The organism is Streptomyces sp. NPDC048424, assembly GCF_040651555.1.
Lineage (GTDB): Bacteria > Actinomycetota > Actinomycetes > Streptomycetales > Streptomycetaceae > Streptomyces.
The window spans coordinates 1-18409 of sequence record NZ_JBEZKE010000049.1 but is presented as its reverse complement, the minus strand read 5'-3'; the positions used below and the strand labels follow the sequence as shown (position 1 = coordinate 18409).

The 18409-nt window shown below is 70.0% G+C and carries 15 protein-coding genes; 10 read left to right on the top strand and 5 right to left on the bottom strand.

All coding sequences use genetic code 11. The annotated features are described in order from the left end of the window. Positions 1-184: 184 nt before the first annotated feature. Together AB0D29_RS36530 and AB0D29_RS36525 are read left to right on the top strand one after the other, a co-directional pair. Complete coding sequence (locus AB0D29_RS36530; RefSeq protein WP_362860164.1) at positions 185-1213, top strand: hypothetical protein; 1029 nt, start codon at positions 185-187, stop codon at positions 1211-1213. 877 nt (positions 1214-2090) lie between these two features. Next, positions 2091-2624 (top strand): SMI1/KNR4 family protein, encoded by a 534-nt coding sequence (locus tag AB0D29_RS36525; protein WP_362860163.1) that lies wholly within the window; start codon positions 2091-2093, stop codon positions 2622-2624. Between the two features lie 793 nt (positions 2625-3417). Here AB0D29_RS36525 and AB0D29_RS36520 read toward each other — a convergent pair. Next, a complete protein-coding gene (locus tag AB0D29_RS36520) occupies positions 3418-4071 on the bottom strand; it encodes a M15 family metallopeptidase (protein ID WP_362860162.1) in 654 nt (217 codons plus the stop codon). Between the two features lie 716 nt (positions 4072-4787). Here AB0D29_RS36520 and AB0D29_RS36515 point away from each other — a divergent pair. From AB0D29_RS36515 to AB0D29_RS36505, 3 genes are all read left to right on the top strand, one after another. Further along, the gene (locus tag AB0D29_RS36515; RefSeq protein ID WP_362860161.1) at positions 4788-5411 is read left to right on the top strand and encodes an RNase A-like domain-containing protein; all 624 of its coding nucleotides are present in this window, start codon (positions 4788-4790) and stop codon (positions 5409-5411) included. Positions 5412-5422: 11 nt separating this feature from the next. Continuing rightward, entirely contained in the window at positions 5423-5992 is a 570-nt protein-coding gene (locus tag AB0D29_RS36510; RefSeq protein WP_362860160.1) for a hypothetical protein, read from the top strand. 1294 nt (positions 5993-7286) lie between these two features. After that, positions 7287-8132 (top strand): SDR family oxidoreductase, encoded by an 846-nt coding sequence (locus tag AB0D29_RS36505; RefSeq protein ID WP_362860159.1) that lies wholly within the window; start codon positions 7287-7289, stop codon positions 8130-8132. Between the two features lie 167 nt (positions 8133-8299). On the opposite strand, the gene AB0D29_RS36500 is transcribed toward AB0D29_RS36505, so the two are convergent. Next, on the bottom strand, positions 8300-8908 hold the full coding sequence (locus tag AB0D29_RS36500) for a hypothetical protein (protein ID WP_362860158.1): 609 nt from the start codon (positions 8906-8908) through the stop codon (positions 8300-8302). Positions 8909-9423: 515 nt separating this feature from the next. Between AB0D29_RS36500 and AB0D29_RS36495 the strand changes: the two genes are divergently transcribed. From AB0D29_RS36495 to AB0D29_RS36485, 3 genes are all read left to right on the top strand, one after another. Then, a complete protein-coding gene (locus tag AB0D29_RS36495) occupies positions 9424-10902 on the top strand; it encodes an MFS transporter (RefSeq protein ID WP_362860157.1) in 1479 nt (492 codons plus the stop codon). 139 nt (positions 10903-11041) lie between these two features. Next, positions 11042-11581 carry a winged helix-turn-helix domain-containing protein gene (locus tag AB0D29_RS36490; RefSeq protein WP_362860156.1) on the top strand — a complete coding sequence of 180 codons (540 nt, stop codon included), beginning with the start codon at positions 11042-11044 and terminating at the stop codon, positions 11579-11581. Next, positions 11578-12888: an MFS transporter gene (locus AB0D29_RS36485; protein WP_362860155.1), complete on the top strand. Its 1311-nt coding sequence runs from the start codon at positions 11578-11580 to the stop codon at positions 12886-12888. The genes AB0D29_RS36490 and AB0D29_RS36485 overlap by 4 nt, the downstream gene beginning before the upstream one ends. A gap of 50 nt (positions 12889-12938) precedes the next feature. On the opposite strand, the gene AB0D29_RS36480 is transcribed toward AB0D29_RS36485, so the two are convergent. Then, positions 12939-13490, bottom strand: a complete 552-nt coding sequence (locus AB0D29_RS36480; protein ID WP_362860154.1) for a hypothetical protein — start codon at positions 13488-13490, stop codon at positions 12939-12941. Positions 13491-13986: 496 nt separating this feature from the next. On the opposite strand from AB0D29_RS36480, the gene AB0D29_RS36475 reads away from it, so the two are divergent. After that, positions 13987-14754: a 2OG-Fe dioxygenase family protein gene (locus AB0D29_RS36475; RefSeq protein ID WP_362860153.1), complete on the top strand. Its 768-nt coding sequence runs from the start codon at positions 13987-13989 to the stop codon at positions 14752-14754. A 285-nt stretch (positions 14755-15039) separates the two neighbouring features. Continuing rightward, positions 15040-16257: a hypothetical protein gene (locus tag AB0D29_RS36470; RefSeq protein WP_362860152.1), complete on the top strand. Its 1218-nt coding sequence runs from the start codon at positions 15040-15042 to the stop codon at positions 16255-16257. A 380-nt stretch (positions 16258-16637) separates the two neighbouring features. On the opposite strand, the gene AB0D29_RS36465 is transcribed toward AB0D29_RS36470, so the two are convergent. Further along, a complete protein-coding gene (locus tag AB0D29_RS36465; protein WP_362860151.1) occupies positions 16638-17621 on the bottom strand; it encodes a BtrH N-terminal domain-containing protein in 984 nt (327 codons plus the stop codon). Positions 17622-17754: 133 nt separating this feature from the next. Continuing rightward, complete coding sequence (locus AB0D29_RS36460) at positions 17755-18096, bottom strand: hypothetical protein (protein WP_362860150.1); 342 nt, start codon at positions 18094-18096, stop codon at positions 17755-17757. Positions 18097-18409 lie beyond the last annotated feature (313 nt).

Below are 18409 nucleotides of genomic sequence, written 5' to 3'. Positions count from 1 at the left end.
GGCTACGCCCGGCCCCGCCCAGCGGAGTCGCTACTCACCGGTCCGATCCTCCCCGAGGGCCACATGCGTGCGGCGCCGGCCAGCAACAACGGTTGTCACGACGGTCATTTCTGGGACCGTGAGACAGGCGGCAGATCGTAACTCTGTGTGACGTTGCGGATGCATTCTGTGGCATTATTGCCACATGGACTTACAGACCTTCTTCGACGCGACGGCTTCCACGCCCGCTACGCACACGGTCTCGAATACCGAGGTGTTCGGCACGTCCGGTGAACCGGTGTACTGGACCGCGCCGGTGGGGACGAAGCGCGTCACCTTCTCCCTGTGGGGCGGTGGAGGCGGCGGTGCCGGGGGTTGCGGGGGTGGTGGAGGCGGCGGCGGTGGCGGGCACAACGGGAGCTTCACCGGCGCGGGCGGCGGTGGAGGCGGTGGTGGTGCCGGTGGCGCGGGAGGCAGCAGCGGTGCCTTCACGACGTGCGTGTTCGACGTCTCCGGATCCAAGCGGTCGGTCAGGTTCAAGATCACCGTCGGTGGTGGTGGTGCCGGAGGGAGCGGCGCGGCGGGTGGCTCAGGTGGGGTGAAGGGGGCGCGGGGCAACACCCTGACGGTCACTTCCGGCCGGCCCGGCAGTGCCGGGCAGGGCGACAGTGGCGGCGGCGAGGGCGGCATGAGCTCGGTCACTGGCGGCGCCTGGTCGGCCTGCGCCGCCGGCGGCCGGCCCGGCTTCGTCGGACGGTACGGCGCCGGCGAGGCCGGCCAGGGAGGCGGGCACGCCGGTCTCTTCGAGGACTCCGCGCCGGGCAGCGGCGGGAACGGCGGGCGCCCCAGCGATGGAGGCACGGCAGGGGAGGGCCTCTCCGAGTGTCTGCGCGCGGTCACCGGCACCGACCGGATCACGGCCCGCAACCCGGGACAGCGCGGTGAGGCCGGCAGGTCCGGAGAGAGTGGCACGAGCGCGAAGGTCTGGTACGGGGCCCCTGGCGGGGGCGGAGGATCGGGCGGTGCGGCGGCGGCCGGCGGAGCGGCGGTCGATGACGGTCAGGGCCGTGCCTACGGGGCGGGCGGCAGCGGAGGCGTCGGCGGGGACGGTGGCCGCGGCGGGCGCGCCGATGACGTCCACGGCACGCAGCTCGGCGCGGATGGCGAACCCGGCATCGAAGGCCAGGCCGGTACCGGCGGCCGCCCCGGCGCCGTGATCGTCTCCTGGGCCTGACCCGGCCCGACAGTCCGGCGGACGACCGGCCGCCTCATGTGCCGAGGGAACCGGGAAACGGCAACGGGTAGCGGGGGCCCTCGAGAAGGCCGCAATTCCGCAGGCTTCGAGTGATGTGCCCCGGCCGCTCGGGCCTCGGACTGGAACGCAGCGCGTCGAGAGGCGTACGCGAACGACCTCGGCCAGGAGGCCGTCCCGGTCGCGGTCAGCGCACGCTCGAGCCGGAAGCGGACCAGGACCCGGCCGAGGGCTGACGCCGTCGGCGGACGCGCATTGCCGGTACGGCGCCGAGTTGACCGCGACCAAGGTCTGCTGGGGCCTGACTGTCGACGAGCTGAAGCAGGACCGCTGCTGGACATCGCGGCCGGCTGCGGCGGCCCCGACGTGGACTTCACGCCGGCCCCGACGTGGGCTTCGCGCCGGCCCCGACGTGGGCTTCACGCCGCCCCGACGTGGACTTCGCGCCGGCCCCGACGTGGGCTTCACGCCGCCCCGACGTGGACTTCACGCCTGCCCGTAGAGCTCCCCGCGAACCGAGGGCCGCCACCCCCGTCGGGGCGGCGGCCCTCCGCCGTGTGCAAGGGTCTTGCGGTAGCCCGAGACAACGGCCAACAGGGTCACCTGGACACCGGCGCGGGAACGCCCCGCTGCGAGGCAGAAGCAGCAATCGTTCAAGGCGAGAACCCGTTTCCTTTTCCAGAACACGGCCCCGGACCCGGTGTCCCCGGGGCCCCGGGTCGGACCTGCGCGGCTACGGGAAACGCAGCCAAGGGGAGGCTGACGAGAGCACTGGAGCAGGTGCGACTCGCGGTTACCCTGCAGCCCACTGCTACCCCGTCCGCCCGGACTCGCCGATCTCAGGAACAGGACCCCTGCCGTGGCCAACGCCCTCAACCGACTTCTTGAAATCGCCCCGGCGCCGAGCCAACCCCGCCACAAGGACTGGGGCGAGGTCGAACGCACCCTCGCGGTCGAGCTCCCCGACGACTACAAGGAACTCATCGGCGTCTACGGAGGTGGCAACTGGGACGACTACCTCTATGTCCTCGAGCCTGAATGCCCCAACGAACACTACGACCTCCTCAAGTGGGCCAAGTTTCAGTTCGAAGACCTGGAAGACCTGTGGAAATTCGAGAAGAAGCCGACGGAACTTGAGGCCGAGGGATCCAGGGTCATCCCATGGGCGACCACGGACAACGGCGAGTGCCTGTACTGGCTCGTCCTTCCGGGTCTTGACCCGAACGAATGGACTGTCATGGTGAACGAAGCGCGAGGCCCCCGATGGGAACACCACTCCGTATCCTGCACCCAATTCCTCGCCTCAGCCCTCGACGGAGGGCTGAAGTCGAACATTCTCTCGTCACTGTTCCCATCGGCCACCCATAAATTCCGCCGCCTCGGAGCGGTGTGACAATGCTGCGCTCCGCCGGACCACACCGGCTTCGGCGTGGCCCGACGACGCCCCTGCTGACGCCGCGTCGGGGTGAGGGAGGCATCGCAGTCCGGCCTCGCCGGGTGAGGTGGATGCCGGCGCAGGTGGCGAGGAGCGCGACCAGGACCACGGCGTCGGGGATGCGGTGGGCGCTGGTTGCCCAGGTCCGGGTGGCGTGCCATGGAGCAGCAGCGCCCCCAGCGCGGTCAGACTCGATCCCTTCCCCAACCCCGGCATCCCCTCCTGTGGTAGCCGGCGCTCCGAGGTGCTTTGGGCGCCGGGCTGGTGCTGCCTGCAATCTGGCAGAGAGGATGGCCCCGGGCAGGCGAGAGGCACAGGAGCCCGGGTCCTCGCAGCTCCGCGCCGTCGCGGTCGACGGCAGCCACCGCAACACGTGTCGTGCCGTCCTGGAGCGTGATCCCTGCTTGGTTGGTCGCCTGGTCGCCTGGTCGCCTGGTCGGGGGAGTGGGCTCGTTCGGGGAGCCGCTACCTGGTTGCCGGGGCAGGCGCGCGCTGAGCGGGCATTCCCGTCACCGTCCTACCCCACGTGAACGCGTCCCTGGCGGCTCACCCTGCATGCCGGCGAAACCTCGCCGAACTCCGCGAGAGGGGAGTCCTCTTCGGCAGCCACGAGCCGCAGCGACCCACGGCACGGGACGGCGCCGACCGCTTCCACTGGGAGGATACGGTCGAGTTGCCGGCGCCGCGCCTGCTGGACTGCACTGGCAGAGCGCCGATCGCCAGGCGGGCCGTCCCGGCGGCCCCCTCCGCTTCACACCAGTTCGTGCGGCCCGTAGATCGCGTGTGCCGCGCCTGTGGCGAGGGCCCAGTAGCGGTCGCCGTAGGACCAGTGCCACCACTCCGTCGGGTAGTTGACGAGACCTGCCTCGATCAGTGCTGCGGACAGGACCGTTCGGTGGGCGCGCGCGGACTCGGTGATGTTGTGGGCGTGGGTGTAGCAGCCGCCGTCGCTCTCCTCCGGGGAGGCGTTCATGCGCGTACCGAGGTCGAGCTCGCGGCCGTCGGCGTCTGCCAGAGTCACGTCCACGGCCGCTCCGGCACTGTGCGGCGCGATGTCGGGAGGTGAGACGTAGCGGCTCGCCGCCGCATGCACTTCGCCGGGAAGCCAGTCGGTGTGGGCGGCACGCACGGCATCCGCGTACTCTTCGAAGTACCGTTTCTGCAGCGACAGGGGCCGGTAGCCCTCGACGAAGAGCAGCCGCAGCCCGTCGGGCAGCAGGGTCTGAGCGTGGAGCAGCCGCTCCAGGACACCTGTGCGGACGTGACAGAACGCTCCTTCGTCGTCCGTCTTGCGGAGGTCGAGCAGCAGGCGGCGCTCGGAGCGGACATCGGCGAGGGCCTCCCCGCACTCCAGGACGGGTAGGGCCGTGACCCTCGGGTCCGACATCAAGATGATCTCGTTCATGGAGGCATCACTGCCCGCGTCGATGTCCGCAAACCCACCTTTCGGCGCGAGGGACGTCACAGGGGACATCGCGTGAGCGCCCAGAAGCCGCCGGCTGCCGCCGCGCCCACCACCGCGCAGGCACCCCACACCACCCCCGCCCCGAAGCCGTCCATTGCCGCCCCGCCGCCCCGCCGGGCACGCGAACGACGCCGCCGCCCACGCCAGTGCGTGGACACCCTGGTGGTGGCCGCGCGCCCGCAGCGGCGACAGCCCCCCCCGAGCAGCAGGGCGCCCCATGGCGGCACGAGGCCCGTTCCCCGCTTGCCGTCGAGGTGAAGTGGGACGGCCCGGCGTTCCGCGGGGTGGGCAACCCGAAGGCCCTGGCCCCTGATATGTCCGGTGAACTGGGAAGAAGCCGGACAAGTTCGAGCCCGTTCGATGGCTAAACGTTGAACGGCAAGCTGACCTGTGGCCAGTCGTCGTGGACGATGGCCGGGCGCCCGAGGGTGCGGCCGTCGAGCAGCCACGCCCACCGGGCCGGCGCCGAGGTGTGGGTACGGGGCCGAGGTCAACCCCGGGCAGCGGGCGCAGCTGCTCGGCGGCGACCCAAGTGCTGTACTCCGCGGACTCGACCCCGCCCCCGGCGGCCGTCTGCCAGAGGGGGACGCTGATGAGGTACATCCACAGGCCGATGTCGAGCTGCTGGCGTTCGTAGAGCCGTACGCGTCCGATTCATGTCCGTCAGGCAGGAGCAGCGTGATCGGTGCAGGTGGGGGGCACGGTCAGGGGTGGGTGAACTGCTCCTGCCGTGCCTGTCGGCACGGCGTACAGAGGGGGTTCCCGCCCACGCCGTAGCAGCACGTGGAGGTGTGGCTTCTCTGCACCAAGTCACGGGGGATCGTCGACTGTCCAGGAGACGGCCCTGGCCCATCCGGTCTACGCGAGCCCGGCGACGGAAGGCACCGCCAGGGCCAGTCGGCAAGGCCGACGAACAGCTGTTGCAGCGGCACCGTGACGAAGCCGAGGGATCAGGCAAGCTCCAGCTCATGTGGAGGTCCAGTTTCCCCGATTTCGAATCGGCGCAGAAATACACCCAGTACAACATTCGCCACAACACTGCCGAGATCCAGGACTGGCTGAAGAATCCGCCACCCAATCCCGCTTCCAGATCCTTTCAGGTGGCGACGGTACCGTTGGAAGGCCCACTCCAAGGGAATGCGGTGACAGGCCGGACCTCGGAGAAAGTGGGCCCGTCCCAGGCCGGACCTGTCCATGACGCCCATGGGGTGAGCACTCGCCTCAAGTACGATCCGAACATCAACCCGCCCTTCGTCGTGCTCACGTCGATGCCTGAATAGGGGAGCGAACAATGGACGATCTCACGGCGGATGCCTGGGCAGACGGACTCGCACTGTACGAGGGCCGCTGGGCATTAACAGCTGTGGCCCCACGTGACCACGTGGAGTGGTGGTTCGACGTCGCGGCGGTCATGCGCGGTGAGACCGTTGATCCGCGAGGGTGGGCTTCACTCGACCCGTACGAGGAGGATGTCGACCGCGAGGTCGAGACGTTCGCCTGGATCGAGCCCCCCACCAGTACAGCGGACGTGGAGCGCTTCAATTTCTCCGTCGAAGAACTCCCTCGGTCCTCGGTCCAATCGCTCCTGGTCCTTCTTGCAGTCGTCGGCATGAATGTGTCGAAATCCCGTGACTTCGAGGATCGCCGGCCGGAAATGGAGCGCCGTGCCCGGGTGTTGCTTTCGCGGTTTCCCGATGGCACCTGCTTCTACTCCAACGTCGATTGGAAGGGCGAGCATCCGAACTTCTACGACCAGCCGGTCAACGGGACCAGTCCGTTCAGTCGAAGCCGTTGGGACGCAGGCCTGATCGCGGTCAACGACACCGAAGTCGCTCTGATCTGGACTTTCGAATCCTTCTGACCTTCCGACCTGACGGGGGAAGTCCTTGCTCACCCGAACCTCCACCTACCCGACAGGGAAACCGCCAATCACTGAACTCACTGCGGAGGCATGGTCGGACGTACTTGAGCTATACCAGTACAGCTATACCGCCGTCTCGGTCGCCCGGCGCGAGCACGAGGATTGGTGGATAGACGTTGCCGCTGCCGCAGAGTTCGACCACCATCGGCCGGAGATGGAACGCCGGGCTCGCCCGACCCTTTCGCGCTTCCCCGAAGGCACGCGCTTCTACTCCAATGTCGGCTGAGGCCACGAACCCGGACTTCTACGGGCAGCCCGTCCGCCTGACGGATCCAACGGCTGGGACGCCGGTCTGATTGCGGTCAACGACACCGAAGCCGCGATGATCTGGCACTTCGACCCCACCTGATCAGACCCACCGAACTGGGGAACCCATGCTCACCCGAACCGCCACCTACCCCGACAGGGAAACCGCCCAGTGGGCCACCGAAGAGGTCATCAACCGCAACGAACAATCGTGCACACGACCGTCCCGATCTGCCTGTAGAGGCCGTCCCCGATGGCCATGAAGCCCATCGAGTTCGACCGCCGCTACGGCGAGCTGGACCAAGTGGTCAGCGCCTACCTCGGTCAGCCCGGAGACGACGAGCAAGACCGGCCGAGCCGCGCTCTCCGGGCTTACCTGCGGCACACCTGCCACACCCGCCCCTGGGCCGGCTCTGCGGTCCACGCCACGTACTGGCCCGGCGCACCACTCGCTCAAACGGGGCGCAGCGGGGCGCTGCGCATCCGCGCGCTTCCTTCTCGGACCCGTTCGGCCTCGCATTCCGTGGTGACCGGCTGCTCCTGCTCGGAGGGAACGAGCAGGGCATCGCCACCACTACCCGAGTGAACGCCGTGCACCACATCCGGCTGACGGACGACGGGGCTCTGGTCGGGGGCCGGGAGCACCCGGTCCTCCCGAACGGCGACCCCCGTCCGGCGCTACGCCCGTCCCGTCTACCGGGGTCCGCACATCGTCCTGCGGACTCTCCGCACGTTGCGGCAGTGGTGGGTGCCGACGGCGCCATAGCCTTCGATACGGGGTGGTAGCGACCTGGCGCCACGACGGCCCGGGTCGCCGAAGGAGTGCGAGGGCTTGAGTGCCGCAGTTGGCCGGACGGGCCAAGTACTGGACCCCCGGACGAACACGCCCTGGTACGGACCCCTGCGGGGCGTGGGCGGGTGGTTGGCTGGACAGCGGGCTTACCCCACTCCCCGGGGTGCCGGGATGCGGCGCTGAAAGGACTTCCTCATGAGCAAGGTCATCTTCGTCACCGGTGCCGGACGCGGACTCGGCACGGACATCGTCCGCGAGGCCCTCGCCGCCGGCCACAACGTCGTCGCCACCGGCCGCCGCCCCGAAGAGATCGAGGCGACTCTGGGCGGTCCGCAGGGCAACCTGCTGGTCACCAAGTTGGACGTCACCCGCCTGGACGACGCCGAAGCCGCCGCCCAGGCGGCCGTCGACCGCTTCGGACGCATCGATGTCCTGGTCAACAACGCCGGGAACTTCTTCGCCGGCTACTTCGAGGAGATCACGCCCGCGCAGATGCGCCAGCAGATCGAGACGAATCTCTTCGGCCCCATGAACGTCACCCGAGCCATCCTGCCGATCATGCGCAGGCAGCGCGCCGGCCACATCATCACTCTGTCCTCCTCCGCCGGCATCACCGGACAGGAGTTCTGCGTCGCCTACGCCGCCTCCAAGTTCGGCGTCGAGGGCTGGATGGAATCCCTGCGCTACGACGTCGAGCCGTACAACATCCACACCACGGTCGTGGAACCCGGCTTCTTCCGCACCGAGCTGCTCGTGGACGCCTCCACCACCTGGCCCGAGCCGACCATCGACGACTACGCCGAGCGCACCACCGCTACCGTCGCAGCCTGGAAGAGCATGAACGGGCAGCAGTCCGGCGACCCCGCCAAGCTCGCCCGGGCCCTCCTGGCCATCGCCGACCAGGAGAAGCCGCTGTTGCGCTTCGTCGCCGGCGCCGACGCGATCGAGGGAGTGAAGGCCAAGGCGCAGGAGCTGCTGGACCAGGCGGAGGCCTCCCGGGAGCTGGGCGGCGACCTGGCCCATGACGACGCCAATGCCTGATCCGGACTCCACGTCGGGTCCGGAGCTCCGCCTGTGTGAACGGCCACCATTGACCAGCAGGCCGGATGCCCGACAGGCGGCGACTCGGCTATTCCGAGGCTTCGGCGACGGCTGCGTCGAAGTCCGAGCGTTGTGGTCGGCCACACAGGCCAGCTACAACGCTCTGGTCATCGGCCGTAGGTCTGGTGGCAGAGCGCTGCCACGGCGGGGCTGGTGACGCCGTGCGCGGCGCGGCACAGCTCCGCCATGTCCGCGGCCCCCACGCCGGGGGCGTGTCGTACCGGGCCGTGCGGCGCGGGCGTACGCGTCGGCCCCTTTCCCTTCCTCGGCTTGGGCTTGGCGGCGGGGCGCACGGCAGGCCGGGGCGGGGTCGTCCGGCGCGGCCGTACCGGGCCTTCGGCCCTGCGGCCGGCAGTTCGCCGGGCGGGCTGAGTCTCGCCGGACGCCTCGCGGGCCCCGGATGCGGGACGGGCCGGTGCGGGAGCACGGCCGGCCCCGGGAGCGGCGTCGGCCGGAGGTGCGGTCGCAGGCTCGGGCATGGGGGAGAGGGGTAGCGCCGCCCCCGTGTCCGGTCGTGCGGGCCGCGGGTCGACGGGGTGCTTGTGTTCTTCCGGGACCGCGGCGGGCGAGGCCCCGGCGGGCCGGGCAGGTGCGGGGTGGACGGTGACGCATCCCGAGGCGAGCAGCGCGGTCAGGAGCAGGGGCAGGAGCAGGAGCAGGAGCAGGAGCAGGGGCAGGAGCAGGGGCAGGGGCAGGAGCAGGGGCCAGCGACGCATGCCGCCACCGTGTCGCACGAGCCTTGCGAAGCGCGTTTGACGGGCCTGCGCGCCCCTCGGATGGATGACGCGACGACCGTCCTGCAAAGCCGCCTCCGGCTGGTCTGGCGGACCCTGGAAAAGGGCCCGAAGGGCGCTTGTCCTCTGCGTCGCTCGGGCCGGCGGGGCGGTCCGTTATCTGGTGTGCGGCGGGTCTTGGGCGTGTCGTATGGTGGACCGGTTCCTGTGCCGAGGTGTCGGCGGCAGTGACTGGTTTCCCTGTCCTTCCGCGTGTCGTACTTGAGGTGACGTCCTATCAACCAGGCCATGTAGTCGTCCGTGTTCCCCGCGTGCTGTTGTGTCGCACGTGTCCGGGGGCGGACGTCGCGCTGGCCTGAGTTGCGTCACCCTCCCCCCTCTTTTCTGTCTTTCCCGGGTGCAGCTCTGCCGTCTGCCCCGGGTTTTGTGTTTTCCGGCCCCGGTGCGGCTGTCGGCATGGGCTCTCCCCGATTCCTTTGGATCAGGAGTTTCCCGTCGTGTCTTCCTCCGCGCTCGACAACGAGCCGCAGCACACCACCCCGTCCCCGGACGACCCAGCACCTCACCACCCGAAAATGGCCTCGGCGGCCCGGATCGCCCTCTTGGTGCTGCTGACCGCCGAGCTCATGGACCTCCTCGACCAGTCGGTCGTCCTGACCGCCCTGCCCGCCATCCAGGAATCGACCAGCGCCGGACCGTCCGCATTGCAGTGGCTGACCACCGGATATTCACTGCCCGTTGCCGTCGGGCTGATCACCGGTGGGCGCCTCGGCGACCTCTACGGACGGCGCAGGATCCTCCTGATGGGCACCGGGGTGTTCACCGCGGCCTCGCTGCTGTGCGGCCTGGCTGCCGGGCCGGGCGTGCTGATCGGCGCCCGCATGCTCCAGGGGGTGGGGGTGGCGCTGATGATCCCGCAGGTCCTGGCCACCCTCCACGTCACCTTCGACGGCGAGAGCCGCAGCAAGGCGTTCGGTCTGTACGGGGCTGTCCACTCCATCGCCAACGTCCTGGGCCCGGTGATGGGCGGCCTGCTCACCGAGGCCGACCTGTTCGGGCTGTCCTGGCGGCCGATCTTCCTGGTCAACGTGCCCGTCGGCTTCGCCGTGCTCCTCGTGGGACGCAAGTTCATCCCCGAGTCGACCGTGAAGAAGGCCGACCGGCTCGACCTGCCCGGCACGGCGCTGTCCGCGCTGGCGACCGTCCTGATCGTCTTCCCCCTCTCCGAGGGGCACCTGCATCATTGGCCGCTGTGGTGCTTCGCGATGCTCGCCGCAGGCATCCTCGCGCTGGTCGTCTTCCTACGCCACCAGCTTCGCAAGCAGGACGGCGCGCCGCTCGTGCCCCTGTCCCTCTTCCGGGGCCGGCGGTTCTCCGGCGGCACAGCCGCGCAGCTGATGCACGGCCTGCTGTGCGGGCTGTTCTTCATGACCTGGACCCTCTACCTCCAGCGCGGACTGGGCATGAGCCCCGTCCACGCGGCCCTGGCCTTCGTTCTGCTCTCCCTGGGAGAGCTGGCCGGCGCGACGCTCGCGGCCAAGAGCGCCGGGCGCTTCGCCCGCCGTCTGCCTCAGGCCGGAGCACTCATCACGATCGCTGCGATGGCCGCCTACGGTTTCCAGGCCGCCGCAGGCGAGGAGGACCTGACCCTGCCGGCGATGACCGCTCCGGTGGTACTGATCGGCTTCGGTCTCGGCATGGTCGGCGGCCCGCTCGCCGACTTGTCGCTGGCCCGGGTCCCGCACGAGGATGCCGGGGCCGCCTCGGGCCTGTTCAACACCGCGATTCACCTGGGCATCGCCCTCGGTACCGCGCTGACCGCCCTGGTGTTCTTCGCCACCACCGGCGGCTCACCCGACGCCGGACTCAACCGCGAGGCGTTCATCGCCGTGTTGTGGTGGGTCGCCGGCCTCCTCGCCCTGATGTGGGCCCTGATGTTCTCCCTGCCCAAGGAGGCCGACAACCAGACCGACTGAGCGACTCGACACCACTCTCGTCAGCCCCGGCCTGGTGGCCGAGAGTGCAGGAGCGAAGGCCTCACGTGCTGGACAGTCGATTTCGGAAGCCCGAACAAACCCCTTGCCCAATGGTCAAGAAACGTTGACCATTGGATGCATGCCCACCGATGATCTTCCCGAGACGTTCCACGTCACCACTGACGAGCAGCTGCGCGCCGTCTCCAATCTCACGCGCCACCGGATCATGGCCGTGCTCCGCTTCGAGCCGGCGACGATCACGCAGATCGCCGAGCGAGTGGGCCTCGCGAAGGGGAGCTCCAGCTACCACGTACGGCTGCTGGAGCGGGCCGGCCTGGTGAAGGTGGTGCGAACGCGGAAGGTCCGCGGGGTCACCGAGCGGTACTACGCAATGGCCGCGCGGGCGATCGTGCTGCCGGATCCTGGCGAGGGAGGGCCGGATGTGCTGATGCGGCATGCGGTGGCGGACCTGGAAGCGGCGCCGGTGGATGGCGAGCGGCACGTACGGATGGCGCATCTGCGGCTCACCGAGGAGCAGTTCGCGCAGCTGGGGGCGCGGCTGCAGGCATTGGCGGACGAGTACCGGGAGCTGTCCGACCCGTCGCTGCCGGACGCGTCACTCGTCTTCGCACTGTTCCACCCGGCACCGCGTCAGCAGGCCGAAGGGGACGCCAAGTGACCTCAGAAATAAGAAAGTTGCCGACCGGGTTCGGACGGCTGTGGACTGCCCAGACGGTGTCCTCGCTCGGTGACGGGGTGACGCATGCCGCACTGCCGCTGCTCGCGTTGACGTTGACGCGGGACCCGATGGCGCTCGCCGTCGTCACGGCCGCCGGAACGCTGCCGTGGCTGCTCTTCGGGGTGCTCGGCGGTGCGCTGGTGGACCGCTGGGACCGCCGGCGCACGATGTGGGTCGCGGACGCGGCGCGTGCGGTGCTGCTCGCGATACCGGCGGCAGCGGCCGCGCTCGACGTGCTGAGCATTCCACTGCTCGCGGCCGTCGCCTTCCTCCTCGGCCTCGGCGGCCTCTTCTTCGACACGGCCGCCACGGCCTATCTGCCGGATCTGCTCGGCCGCGACCCGGCGCTCCTGGAGCGCGCCAACTCCCGCCTGCGCGGCACCCAGACCGCCGCGTCCGGCTTCGCGGGGCCGCCTGCGGGCAGTGCCCTGCTCGCGCTCGGGCGGGCCGTACCGCTGCTCGCCGACGCCATCTCGTTCGCGGTCTGCGCACTGCTCGTACGGTCGCTGCCTGCCGTACCCCGGCCCGTACCGCAGGCCCGTGAGTCGCTGCTGCGGCAGGCGCGGGCCGGCGCCTCCTACGTATTCCGGGATCGGTTGCTGCTCGGGCTCGCGCTGCGTCCGGCGGTCGGGAACATCGCCTTCCTCGCCGCGGAGACCGTACTCGCCCTCTTCGCGCACGATCGTCTCGGCATCGACACCTTCGGCTTCGGCCTGCTCCTCACGGCGGAGGCCACCGGCGGTCTGCTCGGCGCGGGCATCGCCTCCTTCCTCGGCCGACGACTGGGCACCGGCACCGCGCTCACCTGCACGGCCGCAGTCGAGGGATTCGCCATCCTGGGCCTTGCCGCCGCCCCGAACCCGTACGTCGCCGGCCTCGCGCTCGCCGTCTGCGGAGCGGGCATGGGCGCCACGATGGTGCTCGGCCCCTCCCTCCGACAGGCGATCGTCCCCGCCCACCTCATGGGCCGGGTCGCCTCCACCTCCCGCATGCTCGCCATGTGCGCCGCCCCGTTCGGCGCCTTCCTCGGCGGCTGGCTGGCCACCACCTACGACGTACGCACCCCGCTCTACGCTGCCGCCGGCCTCCTCCTCACCATGACCGCCGTCACGTCGACCATGACCAGCAACCGTCGGGTAGAGGCGGCGCTGCGTGCCGCCGCCCAGGCCGATGATCCAGATCACCCGAAATCCTCGGATCCCGTTCAGGAGCGTGCCGCGTCCCGAGGGACGTCATCAGAAGAGTGAGCCAAGCACGATGGACTGTCATAGCCAAATGTGGCTTGCCCGACGCCACTTCACAGCTGGTACGGGTCGGTGAGGCCGGTCACCGGGACACCGGAACGCCGGGAGATCAGTCGGGCGAGCTCACCTGCGTCGCTGTACGTGGTGTTGAACCTCCACACAGCTTCGTGGCCGGTCGCCCGCGCCGTGAACGCCACCTCGTAGGCGAAAGCGCTGCCCGCCGGAAGCGAGCCAATGGCGAACTGCGTCTTCTCGCCCTCTATCGAACGGATTTCCGACCACGCCACGCTGACCACGCGTCTGCCGGCGGCGTCGACGAAACCCTCCGAGAACAGGTAGAGCCCACCACGCATGCGCTGAAACCAGACATAACCCCATGTGATGACGATCAGCAGGCCGACCACCACAACGCCGCGGCCCCAGACGTTCTCCGGCCCGTTGACGAGGAAGTTCATGACGACGACGAGGATCACCAGACACGCCGCCGCCCCGCCGAGGCCGGGGCGGCGGCGCACCCGGTGCTCGAACTCGCCGAGGTTCGCGCGGGCGGCGCGGGCCAGCACGCGAAGCGCTGGCGTGTCGGTGGGCTTGCTCGTCCCGGCCATCGGGCCATGGTAGCGAGCCAGCCGCTCTCGACGGCCAGGCCCGCGTCCATCACCGCAACGAACCGAACACCGCCGGGCGGCGCGGCGCCGCCGACGGCCCGGCTGCCTCCACGGGCGCCTTCACGACCGGATCCGGTGCAGCGGCGATGGCGGCCGTGGGGTGCCCGGCCGGCTCGGGGGTTGCTCCACGGGGGCGGTGGATTTCGGGGACGCGCACGCGGGCGCGGTGGGTGTGCTGGTCGGCGGCAGCGAGCCGGGGCCGGTGTACTTTGATGGCGGGAGCGGTTTCGAGGGTGAACTGGTCCTTTCGCCACCGAGCTGGATGAGCGACCTCGTCGCAAGGGCTGTGGCTCGCATGGCAAAGCCGCGTCGAGGCCGGGACGTGGCGGGGGGCCGTCGGCGCCTTGGCCCCGATGGTGACCCGTTGGAGGAGCACGTGGAGAACACTGAGCCCCAGCGGCGATCGCACTCCGATGCGGGAGGACCGGGGGAGGACATGGAGGGTCTGCGCGAGCGCGGGTTCGTCCGCTACGGCGCCGAGCAGCTCGGTATCCCAGCCGGGTCCGCCGTGGGTGACCTGGCCGAGATCCGGGAGGTCTTCGCGGCTCTGCCGCCCGACCCGTACGCTCCGGGAACGAATCGGTTCCGCCGGTACTCCCATGCCGTTTACCTGCCGTGGAAGGACGAACTGTCCTGGATTCCCGGAACCCCCGACTCCGTACACGGTACGGTCACCGACTTCTCCCAGGGCGAGGGAGACCCTGAGTACCCGCGGGCGCGGCGCGTGCTTCCCGACATCCCCGAGGCGCTGCTCGGCAACGCTCTGCTGTTGCGACTGCTGCGCTGGGACATCGAGCAGGTCCTGTCCATGAGGAGTCTGGGGAGTCGGCCGCTGTGGGCTGGTGTCCACCTGATCAGGCTCGGCGTCGACCGTCCCGGCCAGCTCGCCGTTTCCTCCCCGAACTGCTTGCACCAGGACGGAGGCTCGGCCAGCACGTTCACCTTCGCCCACCTGATCAGCCGTACCAACGTCACCGGCGGGCAGAACGTCATCGCCACACCGGGCAGCGCAGGCCTCCAGCCCGAGGACCCGTGGGCGGACATCCATGCCGACTTCACCCTCACCGACCCACTGGACGGCTACGCCGTCCACGACCACAGAGTCAGCCACTACGTCGGCCCGGTCCGCGCGGGCTCCGAGCCGGGGCCGGGTGAACGGTCCATCCTCATCGTCGGCCTCGCCCCATACGTCCCCCAGCTGTGACACCGGCGAGCTGACTCCGCCGCAGTGGCAGGCCGCCGCAGGCGATGGAGCGCGCGCCCAACGCCCGTACGGCGGGGCGGTCGTCGGGATCCCGCCCGCCGATTTCTTGATCGTTCCGGGCAACCGATCAGGCCCCCCGTCGGTCGTACAGGAGTCGGGCGTAGTCGAACGTCTGACCCATGTGACACGAGGGGGACCAACTTGATGCGGTTGAACCGCACGCACAGCACTGCAGCGCGGCGGATCGGAGCGACTCTGGCCGCCGGCGCGGTGGTGTTGGGCGCCGTGACCACTGCCCAGGCAGCGCCGGCGCCGAGCCCGGAGACGCCGACCACCGCGGTCGGCAAGCAGGGCCCGAACCAGCCTGAGGGCAGCCCGGACCCGTTCGGCGGTCTCGTCACCTCCGAGGAGCTCCTCGACACCACGGTCGAGAACGGCCAGAAGCAGAGCCTCCGTCTGGGCTTCAAAGTCACCGGCGACCAGCCCGTCCAGGGGGCGGAGCTGGGCGTCCACTTGCCGCCTGGCCTGGAACTGAATCCTCAGGAACGGCCGTCGAACTGCGAACACTTCAAGGTCGACCCCGTGCGGGAGTACCGTGACGAATACCTGTTCTGCAGTTTCACCGGCACCTTCGAGCCGGGTAAGTACTACCGACTCGACACGGGGCTGAACATCACCGCGACCCCGGAGCTGTGGCGGGACCTCTTCTACGTCACCTGGACCCCGGGCGGCAAGCCGACCTACAAGCCGCAGCAGGGCGGGGTCAAGGGAACCGCGGCCGCCATCAAGGTCACACCGTCCGAGCCGTTCAAGGAGTGGAGTTTCTGGGGCCGCGAGGTGGCGGTCGAAAACCCCGCGAACCAGGTCGACTTCACCGTGGACGGGGCGACCGGCAGCGGCCCGGCCGGCGGCCAGGTGCTGCTCAACCCGGGCTGGCAGATCAAGGGCACCGGTTCGGTCGCCACCACGGCCCTCGACGACAGCGTGGTGGAAGCAGAGTTCGTGCTGCCGCCCGGCATCAGCTTCGTCGGTGGCCGCCCGGGCCCGGAGGGGCGCCGGGTGTTCGGCGGGACCGGCGGCTCGGTCAAGGGGACCTTCAAGATCGAGTCGTGGGTCAAGCCGGGCACGTACCACGGCGAGTACCGGTACAAGGCCGACCGCGGTCCCGGCCATCTCAACATCGCCGACATCGACCGTGACCTCGGCAACAACACGGCCGGGCTCACCATCACCGTGACGCCGGCCGGCGGGTCGCAGCCCGGACCGTCGACGTCCTCTTCGGCCTCCCCGAGCCCGTCAGGCTCGACCGCGCCCTCGCCTTCGGCCTCGGCCTCCGCGAGCACCGCCCCGGGCACCGGCAACACCCCCGGCCCGAACGGCGGTACCGGCGGCAACCTGGCCAACACCGGATCCGCCGCGCTGGCCGCGGGCGGACTCGCCGCCGCGGCCCTGACGCTCGGCGGAGCCCTGTACGCCATGACCAGGCGGCGCCGTTCGGCGTAACGGCACACGCCGTGCACGGCGCCGACGCCCGCCAGGGACGCCGGCGAGTCCCGTGCGGGGGCAGTTCAACGCCCCCGCACGGGACGACTCGACACCGCTCACCGGTCCGGGCCACGGCGGCGTCCACCGGCCCACCGGCCCACCGGCCCACCGGCCCACCGGCCCACCGGCCCACCGGCCCACCGGGTCCAGGGCCGGATCAGCAACCGCCGCGTCAACGTACTCCCGAGAGCTGGCCCGAAGCCGGACACGTCACGGGCCCCGAAGGCCAGCCATGACAACCCCGGGGTCCGTGGGCCGGTTCAACGGCATCGGCGCTGCCAGCCCGGGCAATCCAGCAGCCGGTCGTTCAGCCGTTGCCTCGATTCGATGGACGGACCCTAGAGCAGGGTGAGTGCCCGCATCGCATCGCGCTCGATACGCGCGAGTTCACGAAGGACGGAGCCGGCCTGCACGAGATGGTTCGCGTCGCCGGATTCGCCTGCTGCTGCGATGAGTGCGGCCACCTGTGTCCAGAGGGTGGCGGCCTCGGTATACAGGCTGTGCCCAGTGCGCAGGTGGCTGCTGTCGATGAGCTGGGTGCACTCGGCGAGGAAGTCCCGGTAGAGATTGCGGAACAAGGCGCCGCCCGTGCCGGCCCTCTCCATGAGGACGGCGGCCTGCGGCAGGTCCTCGCGCGGGTCGTCGCTCCGCTGCATCCATTTCGGCACGTGCGCGGCGGCCTTCTCGATGCCGCGGTGGCCCAGGTTCGCGATGGGCGGGTGCAAGAAGGCCTCGGCGCAGGTCTTGATCGCGGGGATGACCCGGTCCTGCGGTGGCATCAGGCCGATGGGCGCCGCGATGGTGAAGGAGCGGTTCTTGGCGGTCATCGGGCCGCGCTCGGCCCTGGCCCTGGCCAGGCTGGCGAGACTGGTCGAGACGGCTCCCCCCTGAGGGGCGGTGTCCACGAGGTGGGCGTCGTGGTCGTCGTAGCCGTACATGGCCACGACGTGCCCGCCGAAATGGACCTTGGTGCTGAAGTAGTCCAGGTGGTAGCTGTCGAGCTGAAGGCCGACAGGCCGACCGGCGTCGATGGGCGCCGCCACATTCTGCCACGCCTTGCGCGGGGAGGTGGTCTCCCCGACCAGAAGCTCGAGTCCGAGCATGCCGGTCAGGTTCTTGGTGAGCTCGAACGGCTTGACCCGGCCTCCCAGGAAGGGAAAGCCCATGCTTTTGCTGTCCCAGTAGATGAAGGACAACCCGGAGCCGAGCCCGAACAGCATGGGTTCGGACAGGTCGAGTCCCTCGTGCCGCAGCAGCATGCCCAGCGCCGTCGTCTCACAGTGCTGCATACCGCGGACATCGCTGTCCTTCACCATGGCCATGCCGCGCATTCTCCTCCTCACCGGAGACGACACACAGTCAGTCGTGCCGGATCACCGCCTCCCAAGCATGATCCGCCGGACAGGGCCTAGCGTGGGGCGGGCAGAGAGTGGTCGGCTTCCTGCCTGGCCGGCCTCAGCCGCCGCCCTGGAAGGCCCACAGTACGACCGCCACCGTGCACAGCACGAAGGTGGCCGCGTGTGCGTAGATCAGGGCGATCCAGGCGCCGACCCCGCCCAGGACCAGGCCGCGTGTTCTCGTGTCCCGGCGGGCCGAAGGCCGCCAGGAGGCCGCCACCAGGGCCAGCGGAACGACGTACGGCAGGGCCAGCCACGACGGGGCGTGGATGAACGGGGAGGAGTGGTAGCCCCACGCACCGCCCAGTACCGCCACCACGGTGAACAGGGCCGGGGCCAGCCACCACGGCGAGTCCAGGGGACGTTCGGCCGGAGTTACCAGGGTAGGAGTCTCTTTCACGCCCCCATTGCACCGCCCGCCCCGCGGCCTCGGCATGGGCGCGCGTACCTAGTTCGTCCGGCCCGCGTACCCAGCCCGGTGGCCACGGCGCGCAGGTTGACACCGGCGGGAACGGTGGCAAGGGAACCTGCGGCAACGGCGTCGGCAGCACGAACGGAACTCCCGGCGCGCCCGCCAAACCGGGGGCTGGCTTCGTTCACGTCGATTAGCGACGGCTGTTGTTCACCGTCGCGGATGGCGCCGAGGGGTGCCAGTACGCGACCCTGCCCGCCGTGATCTTCGCGGGTGACCTGGAGGTCCTCAAGGGCGATCT